This window comes from Chitinophaga sp. CF118, assembly GCF_900112615.1.
Lineage (GTDB): Bacteria > Bacteroidota > Bacteroidia > Chitinophagales > Chitinophagaceae > Chitinophaga.
In genome coordinates this window covers 61,111-76,518 of sequence record NZ_FOMK01000002.1, presented here as the reverse complement: position 1 = coordinate 76,518, position 15,408 = coordinate 61,111, and the positions used below count along the sequence as shown (strand labels likewise).

Here is a 15,408-nt window from a genome sequence, read left to right as displayed (position 1 = left end):
ATTCCGTCAGTGTATATTGAGTAGTCCTGGTTGTATAATTACTACCTTATGTAATTTCAATACCCTGTCATTGCTTAATTAAGTATGCACTTTTCACCTGTTTGTGTTTAAGTAATTCTGATAGTATCTCAATACATCGCTGTAACTCCTGAGGGGTAGAAGATGCAAACCCCAGGCGGGTAGCGTTTGCTTGTTGATCATCGTTATGATGCCATACCCCGTCAGAAATATAAAGCAATTGCTGCGATGCCTGTTGTGCCAGTTTCACCAGGTTTACTTTGGGATCAAAGGTTGTCCATACAGCCATACCACCATCAGGAACCTTGAACTGCACATAATCAGATAACTCATTTTTCAGTAGTTCGCAGAAGACATCCCTTCTTTCTCTATATAATCGTAATGACTTACGCAGGTGTTTCTGAATAACACCATTTTGCAATAGCTCAGCCATGGCATTCTCCAGCATCGCATCACCCTGCCTGTCTATGATCCGGCGTAGTTTTGCCAGGTGCTGGATCACATTTTCGGATCCTACCATGTAACCCACCCGGAAGGCGGGAGAGACCGTTTTGGTAAAAGAACCACAGTATAATACCATACCTCTCTGGTCGGCACTGGCCAGAGGCAGTAAGGGTTTGCTCTGGTAATGAAAGTCATAATCATAATCATCCTCAAAAACGATAAAGCCATACTTTTCAGCCAGGCGAAGTAACTGGATCCTGCGGTCGGCACGTAATGGCACAGTAGTAGGGTAGTGGTGATGAGAGGTCACATATACCATGCGGATTGTCTTCTTTTTGCAAAGCTGTTCCAGTTCATCTACATCCATGCCGTATTCATCTACTTTTATCCTTATAAGGTTAGCGCCTGCCTGCATGAAATTCATATTACCGCCTACCCAGCTTAAAGTGGTTACCACTACGTTATCTCCGCTCTGCAGGAAGCTTGTACTTATCAGGTAGGCTCCCATCACTGCTCCCCTGATAATCAGGATATTCTCCGGGGTAGTTTTTAGTCCACGTGTTTTATTCAGATAAGAGGATAATTCCTGTCGAAGCCAGGAGGATCCCTGGGTATCCCCATAACCTAAACGTAAATAGGGATTGCCGTTCAACAGCTGGCTGCGGTAAGCTCTTGATAACTCTTCCAGCGGGGCCAGCCGGGCATCCGGAAAGCCATCATCCAGGTGTAGATTGAATTGAGGTTTAACCACGTCCTTGTTAAGGTGCGGTGTTGCCTTAAAGGTAAATCCTGCTGTTCTGGCCGGGTTGATAGCATCCTTCAGCAAAAGCTGTGGTTTGATCTCCGGCAAATGAGTTGCTACAAATGTTCCACTCCCTGCATGACTTTCCAGCCAGCCTTGCGCCAGCAACTCATCATATGATTGCACCACCGTTTTCCGGTGAATGTTTAGTTGTTCCGCCAGCTCTCTTGTACTTAACAGCCGGTGTCCGGCTTGTAACGTACCCTTTTTGATTAATTCCATTAACTGATTGGAAATCTGCAGGTAAACTGGTTCACGAACCGTTTTATCGACTGTAAGGAGGGTGGAAAGTGGTTGCATGATAAAGTGGACTACTCGTTTTGTTAAAACTGGATGATTATATCCATCCAATAAAGGTACAACTTTGTAAAAAATAAATACATGGCAAACCTAATTCCCAGCCGTTTGGCCAAACGGGCACATTTTGATGCAGACACTATTTATCCCATCCTGGATGAAGCAATCTTTTGCACTGTAAGCTATGCAGCTGATAATAAGCCATTTACTATTCCAACTGCCTTTGTTCGCTATGAGGACAAGATCTACATCCATGGATCAGTGGGTAGTCATTTTATGCGTGAGCTGGAAAAGGGGATACCGGTATGTATTGCTGTTACGCTGGGCGATGCATTGGTCGTGGCTAAGTCAGCCTTCAATTATTCAATGAATTATCGTTCTGTAGTAATATTTGCTGAAGCAGAGAAGATTGAAGACCCGGAGTTGAAGAAGGCCATGTTCCAATGGCTCACTGAAAAGGTTGTACCTGGCAGCTGGGATTACCTGCGGCCTGTTAAAGAGAATGAAGTGAGAAAAACAACAGTGCTGGCATTTAAACTGGACGAAGCATCTGCAAAGGTGCGTACCGGAATGCCAATTGATGATGAAGAAGATCAGGCACTTCCTATATGGTCTGGGATTATTCCCCTGGAAACAAAAAGAATGCACCCGTTGGCTGATGAATTAAGTCAACAGATCCCCCTTCCGCCACACTTACAGGTGTAGTAAGTTTTCATCTGTTGTTTGTCTCTTATTCCCTTCTGCTCTCCACAGTATATACAAAGCTATCTGCTCTGTAATATCCCACATTATACTCTATCGGCCTTTCTCCCTGATCATAAACAAATCTCTTCCTCACTAGTAATGGGCTTCCCGGCTCTACTTCCAGTTTCGCTGCAAGGAATTTATCTGCAGCTTTTGCACTGATCTCTTCCTTAGAGAGTGTAGCCGTTACCATATGGTCCTTCTCTAAGATTTCATACAGCGGACGTTTAAAATCTTCATCACCGGATAATCCTACTCTTGGATGAAAATAGGAGATGAAATAAACAAAAGGGCCTTCTGCTTTTCCTCGAAGCCTTTCCAGTTTCAATATTTTTTTACTTACATTAATATCGAAAAAGTTGGCGACTGTTTCTTCCGGAGTAGTCCACGTAACATGTAGCTCATAATTTTTTATGGCGATCCCTCTGGCTGTCATTTCCTGTGTAAAGGAAAGCCAGTTCTTCGATTTTGAAGTGATTGCAGGTTCTGCAACTTTAGTACCGATCCCTTTTTTTCTGATCAGCAAGCCTTCATACACCAGCTTATTTAATGCCTGGCGTAATGTGGACCTGGATATTGCAAGTTGCTTAGCCAACTGCACTTCATTTGGTAAGAATTTCCCTTCAGCATACTGTGGATCCTTGATAATGGTGCGTAAGAGGTTTTCAGCCTGGATGTGCAGAGGTAAAGGATTCTTATGATCTATACTAAAATTCATGTTGTAAAAGGTAAAAAATTACCTAAAAGTACAATTTACCAGATTACTTTGTATAATATGTATGCTCAAAGCATCCTTTTTAAAGGACTATGTATGTATTATTGTGTTTATAATAAATTTATAAATCATTATATATCAGTGTAATGAAATAAATCTCATATAAAAAGTTAAATTTTAAAAATAATCTCTTGCTTTAATAACATGTTGTTTCTATGTTTGTACATAGTATTCTGAATTGAAGGACCCATGAGAAAAATTGTTATAGTTCCCGTTATTGTACTCAGTTGTTGGATACCCGGTATTTTTTTTGAGAATGCATCTGCACAAATCCAGGTTCCGGCATCACTTGCAAAAGCTATCTTAACTGATAGAAGGTTGGATACAATCCAGGATCGCTCATTGCGTCTGCTCACCGGATTTGCCGCCGGTACATCCTATGGAGAGGTCTGGATCAGAGATTTCAACACATTCATCAAGGGATCGCTGAAGGTCCAGACTCCGGAAAAGGTAAGGGAGATGTTGTTACTATTTTTCAGAATGCAGGGAAATACAGGAGATATTGTAGATGGTGTAATTGATAGCAGCAAAGCAAATGCAGGTTATCAGTATCGCTATTCAGCCCTCGCCCCTGGATGGGCCGCACACAAAAATACAGTGGAAACGGACCAGGAATCATCACTGGTACAGGCTGTAAGAAAATATATAGAAGTTACAAAAGACAGTTCCATACTCACAGAAAAGATAGGTGATAAAATTGTATTGCAACGGCTGGAAGATGCTCTCAACTATATCCTTAAAGAAAGATGGTCGAAACAATATGGACTGGTAACCGGTGCTACTACCATCGACTGGGGAGACGTTCAGCCAGAAACAGGGTGGGGGGTAGCTATTAACAATAAAACCCAATGGGCCATCGATATTTATGATAACGCGATGTATGTGATCGCTATCAAGGACTTTCTGGCCATGAAACCGCATAACTATAATTCTTCGAAAAACTGGAATGAAGTAGCGAAAGAAATCCGGAGAAATGTACGCACACACCTATGGATGACTAAAGAAAATAAATATCTACCGCATATTTATCTGGATGGAAGTCCGTTCTCTGCATCATTCAACGAAAAAGAAATTCTGTATACAGGAGGTTCTGCCTGTGCAATTCTTGCTGGCTTTAATACGCCCATAGAAGTTGCTTTGATCAATAAACAAATAGTGCAAGCAGCATCAAAAGAAAAATACGCTACCATCGGTATTACTGTTTACCCACCATATCCGGTAAAGGAATTCCCAAACATGAAACCCTACCTGTATCAGAATGCAGGTGACTGGACATGGTTCGGTGGACGTATGATTCAGGCATTGTTGCTAAATGGATTTACCAAGGAAGCCTGGGATGAATTGAACCCAATCATTGACCGCGCTATTAAGCACAATGGCTTCTACGAATGGTATGATGTTCAGACAGGAGAACCTAAAGGATCCGGCAATTTCAGAGGAGAAGCCGGCGTATTGTATGATGCCATTACACTGTTAAAACAGTGGGCAGCCCAACAAAAATAAAAACCCGGATAAGACCCGACATTGTAGCAGAGAAAAATACCCGGAAACTCATAATTAGGGAGGATTAGAGTATCACGTTATAAAAGTTTTTGAAAACAATTCCCAACATCAAAAAGTTTCGTTATGAAAAGGATTTTTATTTATGTCCTTGCATGCATTCTATTCTCCATGAATGCAATGGCCCAGCTAAAAATAAGCGGTCGGGTTATCGATGCAAAAGGGGCATCGCCGTTGCCCAGTGTTAATATTGCCGTCAAAGGAACCTCTAGTGGTACTGTCACGAATGTAGACGGGAACTATACATTACAGGTGCCTGATGCAAAGGCTGTATTGATATTCTCTTATACGGGGTACGCCTCACAGGAAGTAACCGTAGGTAGCAAGACAACTATCAACATCACTTTAGAGGAGAAAATAGGTACACTGAATGATGTTGTAGTAATTGGTTATGGTGCCGTTAAAAAATCCGACCTCACCGGAGCTGTTACTACGCTTAAAGCAGAACAGCTGATGGACAAACCCGTCCCGAATATTTCACAGGCCCTGCAGGGTAAAGTGGCAGGGGTGGATGTAAACGTGAACAGCAGTACTCCCGGTCAGGTAGCTAAAGTGCGCGTTCGTGGTATCGGTTCCATCAACTCTAATATCGACCCGCTGTATGTGGTAGATGGTGTAATAGGAGTGGATGGTAATGCCATCAATCCTAATGACATTGCTTCCATTGAAGTGTTGAAAGATGCTTCTTCAACAGCTATTTACGGAGCAAGAGGTGCAAACGGTGTAATCATGGTTACTACCAAACGTGGTGTACGCGGACAATCACACATCACCTACGAAGGAAATGTAAACGTGAGTACTCTGTCAAGACACCTGGAAACATTGAACTCAGAAGAATTTGTTAAGACCTACAACCTGGCCTTTGCAAATGCTACCAAGTTCGATCCAAATGGTGGTACCTGGACTCCCCCTGTACAAATGAATCATGCCAGCCTGCCCAAACTGTTTGATGAGAATGATAAACCTCTTTATAATACTAACTGGGAAAAAGAGGTTTACAAACCTTCTTATTCAACCAGCCATTACCTGAACTTTCAGGGCGGCTCGGAGAAATCTTTATATAGCCTTTCAGTAGGATATCTCAATCAGAATGGTCTGATGATAGAGTCCGGTTTTAAAAGATATTCAGCAAGATTGACAGTCGACAATGATGTGAATAAATGGCTTACCGTAGGAGGTAACTTTTCACTCATTCAGAGTCAGCAAAAAGTAGTATCAGATGCTAATGGTTCGTTGAACGTTCCCCGCATGGTGAGCGAAGAAGTACCCATCGTTCCAATCAAATATCCGGATGGCAGCTGGGCTGGTAACTTTGATATTGCAGGTCTGGAAGGTGGTCCAAACCCTGTACATATCGCAAAAAACAGGGATACTACTTCCAATTCGCAACAAGTGCTGGGAGATATTTACCTGCAGTTTCATATTGCGAAAGATCTCGATTTCAAAACCGATTTCGGTTATAACCTGAATTCACAAAAGAACAATTTCTATTCTGCAAGTGACCTGCCTCACTTATCTGAAGATCAGGGTGGTATTGCACGTATTACCAGTTATACAAATACCTACTGGCAATCTGAAAACTATCTCACCTGGAATAAACAGGTTACTTCACGTCAGCGCCTGACAGCCCTGGCTGGTATGTCCTTTCAGAAGTTCCAGCAACAGACTTTACTGGCTGAAACACAAAACTTCGTGGATGACTTCTTCCAGTGGTACTATCTGAATGCAGGGTCCGTACGTTCTAATACAGGATCTCTGAATTACAAATGGACCATGAACTCCTACTTTGCTCGTGTTACTTATAATATCAATGATAAATATCTCTTCACTGCTACCGGTAGGTATGATGGCTCATCCAAATTCGGTGCTAATAACAAATATGCATTCTTCCCCTCTGCAGGTGTTGCATGGCGTGTTTCTGAAGAAGATTTCTTAAAACACTCTAAATGGATCGATAATCTGAAAATTCGCGCCAGCTACGGTGTTTCGGGTAACCAGGAAATCGGACAATACCAGTCCATCGCACAGGTACAGCCAGGTACAACTGTACTGAACGGTGCTAACCAGTCTACATTACTGCCCGGTTACATTGGTAACGCAGATCTTAAATGGGAACGTTCCCTGCAGGCTGATGCTGGTATTGAACTGGGATTATTACAAAATCGTATCGATCTGAACGTGGACCTTTACAACCGTACTACAAAAGATCTGTTGTTACAGGCTCCTATTCCATGGTCTGCCGGTATGCGTAATGCGAATGTATATAAGAACGTAGGTTCTGTAAGAAACACCGGTTTAGAAGTAAACCTGCATACCGTAAATGTGAAAACAAAAAACTTCACATGGGCAACCAACTTCATCTTTACTACCAACAAGAACAAAGTACTGAAACTGAATAACGGTAACGCAGATATCTTTCCGGGTCCTAACTTCCTCGGCCAAACAAACGTATTGCGTGTAGGTGAGCCTATCGGTTCATTCTATGGTATGACACGTTTGGGTACCTACAGTACCGACGAAGCTGCTGACGCTGCCACACACAATCTGAAACCGGGAGACAGGAAATATATCTACAATGCTGACGGTAGTAATTATTACAGCATCATTGGGCGTGCATATCCTAAATGGACAGGAACCTTTAGCAGTACCATTAATTATAAAGGATGGGACTTCTCATTCGATATCCGTTTTGTACAAGGGGTAAATACTGCTGCTACCTTCAAACATTCCACGGAAGACAGGCAAACTCTGGCTAACAGCCTGAAAACAGTACTGAATGCCTGGACTCCAGAGCATCAGAATACAATGATAGCACAGGTACGCACTTATAAATTTACCCAGGATTCTCACTTTGATACATGGTGGGTAGAAGATGGCTCATACATCCGTGGCCAGAATTTCACACTTGGATATACCATGTCTGATGCCTTTAACCAAAGAATGAAAATAAGCCGTCTGCGTGTTTATGCAAGCGTTCAAAATCTCTTCCTGATTACAAAATACACAGGTTACGATCCGGAAGTTGATACTTATAATTCAAGTTATGGTGCAAACAATGCATTCTCACAAAACCTTGACTTCTTCTCCTATCCACGTCCCCGCGTATGGAACGTAGGTGTATCACTGGGATTGTAAGAGGTTCTTTTTTAAGCAAAAACTAATACAAAATGAAAACGTCAAAATATATATTCTTAGCAGCAGTAATACTACTGAACTTCTCCTGTACGAAGTTCCTGGAAGAAGATCCTACCAATTTCATCTCTCCTGGTACAGGTCTTTCCAGCGAGAAAGTGGCACGCGCCTTTGCAAATGGTTGTTATACAGACCTTCAGGGCTTTTTAAATGGCCAGTCAGGTTCCTACGGTGGTAATACATATAACCTCATGGAATTTATGACTGGGAAAGCTAATACAGATCTCGGACAAACAGGCTTCACCAATTTCCAGAATCTGAGTTATAACTCTACCTCTTTTTATGTGGATACCTGGTGGCAGCATTTATATCTCGGTGTAGGTGCCTGTAACCTTGCCCTGCAAAGCATTCCACCTATCAGTTCTGTTGCAGATGCCGATAAAACAAACATGTTGGCAGAAGCACATACACTGAGGGCACTGTATTATTTTTACCTTGTAAGGATGTATGGAGCAGTACCAAAAGTGACTACTATACCTACATCGCTGGATCTCAATCTTTCACGTACACCGGCCAAAGCGATCTATGATAGCATCATTATCCCCGATCTGCTGGAAGCTGAGAAATCAACACTGGCATGGTCGGACAACACAGGTAAAGTATCTATGAGTGCAGTGGAATCTATTCTCGCAGATGTATACCTCACATATGCGGGAGCTGCTATCAATGGGGGACAGGAATTCTATGCTGAATCTGCCAAACGCTCAAAAGCTGTGATCCAGAATGGTGGCTATTCCTTATTCCCGAATTATACCGATATGATCAATCCCGCTAATAAGAATAAAGGAGAGTTTATTTTCCAGGTGCAGTATGCGGCTTCCGTTCCGTCTACCAATCCGCTAACTCCACTTACTATTCCCAATTATGCAGGTATCTCAAAATATTCCGATGAATATGGCTCTGTATATCCAACTCCTCAGTTTATAAAATCGTTCCCTGTTGGAGATAAAAGGGTACAGGAAAGACAGTTCTTTTATACAAAATATCGTAAAATCAATAGCACTGATACTGTTACATTTTCTTCTACTTACATCTATAAGTTCTTCGATTCTACAGCTATTACCAGCACCGCGAAATCCGATCTGAACTTCACCCTTTACCGCCTGGCAGATGTTTACCTCATGTATGCAGAAGCATCTAACCGTGCAGAGGGGGCGCCTAATCCTGATGCTATCAGTTATGTGAATGCTATTCGTGCCCGTGCTAACCAGGCTGCGATAGGTGCTTTGGACCAGACGGCTTTTGAACAGGAAGTGTGGTTGCAACGTTATTATGAACTGTGCTTCGAAAATAAAATGTGGTTTGATATGATCCGTACCAGGAAAGTCCATAATGATGTGACTGGCAACTGGGATAACTTTGTAGGACATACTACCGTTTTCAACGCAACTTTCGCCGAAAAACAATTATTATTCCCGGTTCCAAAACAGGAAATAGATGTGAATCCTAACTTACAACCCAATAATACCGGGTTTTAAGTGTTGTAAAACAGTTACTTAGATAAAATAGAGGCCTTGCCTGGAGAATTTTATTTGCATTCCTGATTGTATGTATATATGTTTGTACATAGAAGGTTTTTTATGAAAACAAAAGTGTTTAAACTTTTAATGTACTGCTGTATACCTTGCCTTGCATCCCATGGGCAAACCAATGGACAACATGCAAAGCCATCATTTACTTCAGTAGAATTGCAGCCAACTGTTGCCTACCTGAAATATAAAAGAACTGAAAGCCGTATGGTCCGGCTTATATTTCACGGTGGTAACAGTTATTCTCCAGGTAAGGTCTATATTTCTTTTAACGGTTTGCAAGACAGTCTCCTTATAGCCGCCAGCGAAACCGGTCTCTCATATTACGAACTGCCGCTGCCGGGTGCTCCTGTAAAAGAAGAGAGACAGTTAAGTGTCCGCTATCAGTCAAACGGACAGGAATATGTCGCCCGCTGTATCGTAGCTCCTACACGCCAGTGGAGTGTATACATAATGCCTCACTCTCATGTCGATGTGGGATATACGAACATACAGGAAAAAGTGTTGGCTATTCACATGAATAATATCGATGAAGCTATTAAAATCGGGCAGCACTCAGAAAATTATCCGGCCGAAGCCCGCTTTAAATGGAATACGGAAGCTATCTGGGTAGTGGAAAACTACCTGGCCCGTGCAGATGATGAAAAGAAACGCATTTTCTGGGACGCCGTGAAAAAAGGATGGATCAATCTTGATGGTGCCTATGGTAATATCAACACAAGCGCTACCAGTCCTGCACAACTCATGCATATGTTCGCCACCGGTACCCGCATTGCTAAAGAACATGGTATCGAAGTAAACACCATGTTCCAGGGTGATGTTCCCGGTTCCTCCTGGGGGTTATCCAGCCAGGCCGATATTACAGGTATCAAATATTTTCTGAGCGCACCAAATGCTTCTGACCGTATTGGTACAGCAGATTCCTGGCGCGATAAACCATTCTACTGGTCTTCCCCCTCCGGTAATCAGAAATTACTCTTCTATCAATCTTCTCCCTATTCCATCGGTTACGCACTCAAAGGGACTAAAATCCCAAACTTCTTTACTATAGAAGATCCTAAACCATATTTTACTGGTAAACCTTCTGAAAACTTCCTGAACCCTTATCTGTTCGGCTATCTCGCTAAACTTGATCAGAAAAGTTACCCTTACAATATGACATTGCTTACATGGGCAATGAGCGATAATGCACCCATAGATCCGGAATTACCGGAAGCTGTAAAAGCATGGAATGAACATTATGCATCACCACGTTTAATTATTACCTCTACAAAACAATTCTTCCAGGATTTCGAAACAGCTTATAAAGATAAGATTCCGGTAATAGAAGGGGACTACACAGAATACTGGACAGACGGAATCGCCTCTGCTGCACGTGAAACAGCTATCAACAGGAATGCTTCAGATCATTTGCAACAAGCAGGTGCTATATGGGCTATAAGAGGCAAACAAGACTATCCCGTTGCTGCTTTTGATAAAGCCTGGACTAACATTGTAATGTTCAACGAACATACCTGGGGGGCATATAACAGTGTTTCCCAACCGGAAGATCCTAAAGCAGTTTCTCAATGGAATTACAAACAGGCTTTTGCACTGAATGGTAAATCTCAGGCAGAGGCTCTCCTGGCAGAAAGCGCAAAAGGTACTCCTGTGGCCAATGCTATAGATGTATATAACACACTGAACACAATACATACCGGCCTTGTTATTATTCCAACTGCCCAAAGCTCTGCGGGAGATCTTGTGACGAACAGCAATGGTAAAAAAGTACTTTCCCAGCGCCTTACTTCAGGAGAACTGGCAATCCTGGCGGAACAAATTCCTCCTTATTCAAAACGGCGATTTACTATTCAGAAAGGTAAAGCATATGAAAAAGGTATTGTGACAGTAAGAGGAAACAGTTTGCAGAATGGTATTTATACTATCGTTCTGGATACAATTACAGGTAACATCATTCAATTACAAAAGGCCGGCAATACCCATAACCTGGCCGATTCTACAGGTCTCAATCAATATACTTACCTACCCGGTGATTCCCTGGAAAAGATTCAATACACAGGTAAAGCAACTATCATTGTTAAAGAAAAAGGCCCGCTGGTAGCAAGTCTGCTGGTATCTTCATCTGCTCCGGGTGCAAATAAACTCACCCGTGAAATAAGACTGGTAGCAGGTCTGGATAACATAGAACTGATCAATACCATCGACAAAACAGCTGTCCCTGCAAAAGAAAGTGTACACTTCGCATTTTCTTTCCGTGTGCCTGCGGCACAGGTACGTTACAGCATTCCATGGGCAGGTATCAACGCTGAAGCTGACCAACTGAAACATGCTAACAGGAACTGGTACACGATGCAGAGATGGGTAGATGTGTCCAACAAAGATTTTGGCATCACCTGGTCAAGTCCCGATGCTCCATTGTTCGAAATCGGTAAATATACCACTGTTGGATTATTAGGTAGCCTTGATGATCCGAAACACTGGCTGAATTTCACAGAACAGCAACCCACAATCTCTTCCTGGGTAATGAATAACTTATGGCATACCAATTTCCGGAGAGATCAGGAAGGACTGACTACTTTCCGCTATTATCTCCAGGTACATAATGCCTATAATGCAGACGATGTAAATCGCTATGGTCTCGAAAATCATCAGCAACTGGTTGTTATGCCTGCTGCCGGCCCTGCAGAAGAATCCCTGTTCTTTAATATAACTGCTAAGAATGTATACATAGAAAATATCAATCCTTCCAGGGATGGTAAAAGTGTATTGCTGCAGTTGGTGAATGTACAGGAAACACCTGCCGCAGTAACGCTGACTGCTAAAGACAAAATGGCCTCTCTGAATATATGGGAGAGCACTTTGCTGGAAGAGAATAAATCTCCACTTAGTACCACATTCAATATACCTGCGAAAGATGTGATGATGATCCGTGTAGCAATTAAATAGGAGAGATGAACATACTTAAAGAATGGCGTAATTCAGGACAACCTTTATTGCCAGTCCATATAGATGGGCAAAAAGAACATAATGGATACAATATTTATCCGGTTCATGAATTAGGAAATGGAAAGATTCATGAAGGATATACCAGTCTGGCTAACTGGATGGCTACGCAAAACCTGGTACTGATAGACGGTTATACAGGTGTTTTCTGGAACATTGTATACGATGCTTTAGATAAGGAATTCCGCCGGCTCCATGTGAAAGTTAAGTGGCACTTTACGGAAAATCTGTTTAAAGATCCAGAAGTAATAGATGCACTCGTAATACCTTTTATTGGTAAAGATGGAGATGTATGGGGAACAAAAAGTACCCTTTCATTAGCTGATTTTTTTGATGCGGATAAACTGGTTGCTGTAGAACCGGATGCTTCCTTCGATCTCAATATCGTATTAGGTACGGGTGCTGCATTAACCCGGCTACAAGGACCTGTTGTATTCCTGGAAATTGCAAAGAACGAATTGCAATACCGTATGCGTGCGGGGGAGGCAGTCAACCTGGGTAGTAAAGCTATCACGGCACAAGCGGAAATGTATAAACGCTTTTATTTTGTAGATTGGGTTGTATTGAATGAATATAAACGTACCCTGATGAACAGGATCAGGATTCTGGGAGATGCTCAGTGGTACGATACTCTCACCTGGATCACAAGTGCAGACTTGCAGGAAGGCATAGCACAACTCTGTAATGCTGTATTTCGTGTACGTCCCTGGTTTGAGCCGGGGGCCTGGGGCGGCCAATGGATGAAAGAACATATCGAAGGCCTGAACAAAGAAGAAGTAAATTATGCATGGTCTTTCGAAATGATCGTGCCGGAAAACGGAGTTTTATTTGGAAGTAGTGGTAACATACTGGAATTGCCATTTGAATGGATGATGTTTTATCAGTACAAAGCCATCCTTGGCAAACATGCAGATATTTTCAAGTACGAATTCCCGATACGGTTCGACTTTCTTGATACATTCGATGGTGGTAACCTGTCAATACAATGTCATCCTTCACTGAATTATATCAGAGAATATTTCGGAGAAACCTTCACCCAGGACGAAACATATTATATTCTGGACTGCAAAGAAGATGCTGTAGTTTACCTGGGCTTTCAGGAAGGGATTAATGCAGCTACATTCAGGAAAGAACTGGAATTCAGCAGGGATAATAACCAGCCTCTGGATATTGAACAGTACGTACAGAAACATAAGGCCAATAAACACGATCTTTTCTTAATACCCAACAGTACCGTACATAGTGCAGGCGCTAATAATATGGTTCTTGAGATCAGCGCTACACCATATATCTTTACCTTTAAGATGTACGACTGGCTCAGACGGGGCCTTGATGACAAACCAAGAGCCATCAATATTCCCCATGCTTTCAATAATCTGAATTTCAGCCGCCAGGGTTCTGTTGTAAACAAACAATTGTTATCCGTACCAAAGATAATAGAGAAAAGTGCAGACTGGCAGGTTGTACATTTACCTACACACGCAGATCATTTTTACGATGTACACCGGCTGGAATTTGATACGGAAATTGTGGTACAGACTTATGACTGTTGCCTGGTAATGATGCTGGTAGAAGGTAGTGCTATTACTGTAATCGCAGCAAATGGAGAAAGTACTGTTTATCAATACGCAGAAACCTTTGTCATTCCTGCCGCGACTAAGATGTGCCTTATTAGTAATTTAGGTAAGAGAAAAGCAAAAGTGATTAAAGCCTTTTTAAAAGAAGACCATTATATTTTTAATAGTATAACGTCTATATAAATAACATGCAAAAACAATCAAATGATAAACTGGTACTAACCACATTGGTTGCTTCTTTAGGCGGCTTCCTGTTTGGTTTTGATATGGCCGTAGTATCGGGCGTATTACCACTGGTACAAAAACAGTTCGGCCTGTCTTCATTACAGGAGGGGTGGTTCGTTTCTTCTGCACTGGTAGGATGTGTTACCGGGGTAGTTTTCGCCAGTGACCTTAGTGACCGCTTGGGCCGTAAAAAGAGCATGTTCCTGTCGGCATTATTTTTCCTGCTGGCTGCACTGGGTTGCACTTTCCTTCCGGATTTCTCACTGTTAATTATCGCAAGAATTACTGGCGGATTGGCTGTGGGAATCGCTTCCAGTGTGGTTCCCCTATATCTCTCTGAAATTGCTCCGGATAATAAACGGGGACGAATGGTTACCTTTTATCAGCTGGCTATTACCATCGGTATCTTTTGTGCTTACCTGAGCAACAGCCTGTTACTGAAGCTGGATTCATCAGGACTAATAAATGTATGGAGAATAATGTTTGGTGTAGGCATGCTGCCAGCAATACTCTTTTTGCTGGGATTAATGTTTATTCCGGAAAGCCCGCGCTGGCTCATGCAGAAGGACGAAAAAACACCTGCAAAACAGGAGGCCGGATATGGACTGTTATTTGCTCCTGCTTTGCGCAGGGCTTTACTAATAGGGATCTTACTGCCTCTCTTTTCCCAGTTCAGTGGTATCAATGCAATTATTTATTATGGCCCTACTATCTTATTAAAAGCAGGCATCACTCTAAGTAATTCTTTATTGAGCCAGCTTTTCTTTGGTGCTGCCAATGCACTTTTTACATTAATCGCCATCTGGAAAGTAGACAGTCTGGGTAGAAGACCCCTTTATCTCTGGGGGACTGCAGGTGCTACAATCAGCTTACTGCTTACAGGCATTTGTTTTTATGTGGGAGCTAGCAATGGTATCTGGTTATTGTTATGTGTACTGGCCTTCCTGGCTTTCTTTGCCTTCTCGATCGGTCCTTTGAAATTTGTAATTGCAGCAGAGATTTTTCCGGATAACATCCGCGCAAAAGCTTTGTCTTTAAGTATTCTGGTAATGTGGGTCGCCGATGCAATTGTAGGCCAGCTCACGCCAATGCTTTTACATGCACTGGGCGTAGCGCAGACATTCTGGTTCTTCGCATTCTTTTGTTTACTGGCTTTCATTGCCGTATTCAGATTACTTCCTGAAACCAAGGGTAAATCCCTTGAGCAGATTCAAAACTATTGGAAAGACTTAATGCATTAAA

9 protein-coding genes are annotated in these 15,408 nt (G+C 42.3%); 7 read left to right on the top strand and 2 right to left on the bottom strand.

All coding sequences use genetic code 11. The features are described from left to right. Positions 1-67: 67 nt before the first annotated feature. Complete coding sequence (locus BM176_RS08635; RefSeq protein ID WP_090101852.1) at positions 68-1,564, bottom strand: MocR-like pyridoxine biosynthesis transcription factor PdxR; 1,497 nt, start codon at positions 1,562-1,564, stop codon at positions 68-70. Between the two features lie 81 nt (positions 1,565-1,645). Between BM176_RS08635 and BM176_RS08630 the strand changes: the two genes are divergently transcribed. Further along, a complete protein-coding gene (locus BM176_RS08630) occupies positions 1,646-2,266 on the top strand; it encodes a pyridoxamine 5'-phosphate oxidase family protein (RefSeq protein ID WP_090101850.1) in 621 nt (206 codons plus the stop codon). A gap of 25 nt (positions 2,267-2,291) precedes the next feature. Here the strand turns inward: BM176_RS08630 and BM176_RS08625 are convergent, their stop codons facing one another. After that, positions 2,292-3,023 carry a GntR family transcriptional regulator gene (locus tag BM176_RS08625; RefSeq protein ID WP_090101848.1) on the bottom strand — a complete coding sequence of 244 codons (732 nt, stop codon included), beginning with the start codon at positions 3,021-3,023 and terminating at the stop codon, positions 2,292-2,294. A 246-nt stretch (positions 3,024-3,269) separates the two neighbouring features. On the opposite strand from BM176_RS08625, the gene BM176_RS08620 reads away from it, so the two are divergent. The 6 genes from BM176_RS08620 (at position 3,270) to BM176_RS08595 (ending at position 15,407) form a co-directional block, all read left to right on the top strand. Continuing rightward, on the top strand, positions 3,270-4,583 hold the full coding sequence (locus BM176_RS08620) for a glucosidase family protein (RefSeq protein ID WP_090101846.1): 1,314 nt from the start codon (positions 3,270-3,272) through the stop codon (positions 4,581-4,583). Between the two features lie 123 nt (positions 4,584-4,706). Then, complete coding sequence (locus tag BM176_RS08615) at positions 4,707-7,775, top strand: SusC/RagA family TonB-linked outer membrane protein (protein ID WP_090101844.1); 3,069 nt, start codon at positions 4,707-4,709, stop codon at positions 7,773-7,775. A gap of 32 nt (positions 7,776-7,807) precedes the next feature. After that, the gene (locus tag BM176_RS08610; RefSeq protein WP_090101842.1) at positions 7,808-9,310 is read left to right on the top strand and encodes a RagB/SusD family nutrient uptake outer membrane protein; all 1,503 of its coding nucleotides are present in this window, start codon (positions 7,808-7,810) and stop codon (positions 9,308-9,310) included. A 102-nt stretch (positions 9,311-9,412) separates the two neighbouring features. Next, a complete protein-coding gene (locus BM176_RS08605) occupies positions 9,413-12,307 on the top strand; it encodes a glycoside hydrolase family 38 N-terminal domain-containing protein (protein WP_090103320.1) in 2,895 nt (964 codons plus the stop codon). Positions 12,308-12,312: 5 nt separating this feature from the next. Beyond that, complete coding sequence (locus BM176_RS08600) at positions 12,313-14,124, top strand: class I mannose-6-phosphate isomerase (protein WP_090101840.1); 1,812 nt, start codon at positions 12,313-12,315, stop codon at positions 14,122-14,124. A gap of 5 nt (positions 14,125-14,129) precedes the next feature. Next, on the top strand, positions 14,130-15,407 hold the full coding sequence (locus BM176_RS08595) for an MFS transporter (protein ID WP_090101838.1): 1,278 nt from the start codon (positions 14,130-14,132) through the stop codon (positions 15,405-15,407). Position 15,408: the final 1 nt, after the last annotated feature.

Bases quoted from the DNA above. Each gene is read 5' to 3' on its own strand.
- BM176_RS08605 (WP_090103320.1), top strand. From the start codon at position 9,413: ATGAAAACAAAAGTGTTTAAACTTTTAATGTACTGCTGTATACCTTGC.
- BM176_RS08625 (WP_090101848.1), bottom strand. From the start codon at position 3,023: ATGAATTTTAGTATAGATCATAAGAATCCTTTACCTCTGCACATCCAG.
- BM176_RS08595 (WP_090101838.1), top strand. From the start codon at position 14,130: ATGCAAAAACAATCAAATGATAAACTGGTACTAACCACATTGGTTGCT.
- BM176_RS08615 (WP_090101844.1), top strand. From the start codon at position 4,707: ATGAAAAGGATTTTTATTTATGTCCTTGCATGCATTCTATTCTCCATG.
- BM176_RS08630 (WP_090101850.1), top strand. From the start codon at position 1,646: ATGGCAAACCTAATTCCCAGCCGTTTGGCCAAACGGGCACATTTTGAT.
- BM176_RS08600 (WP_090101840.1), top strand. From the start codon at position 12,313: ATGAACATACTTAAAGAATGGCGTAATTCAGGACAACCTTTATTGCCA.
- BM176_RS08610 (WP_090101842.1), top strand. From the start codon at position 7,808: ATGAAAACGTCAAAATATATATTCTTAGCAGCAGTAATACTACTGAAC.
- BM176_RS08635 (WP_090101852.1), bottom strand. From the start codon at position 1,564: ATGCAACCACTTTCCACCCTCCTTACAGTCGATAAAACGGTTCGTGAA.
- BM176_RS08620 (WP_090101846.1), top strand. From the start codon at position 3,270: ATGAGAAAAATTGTTATAGTTCCCGTTATTGTACTCAGTTGTTGGATA.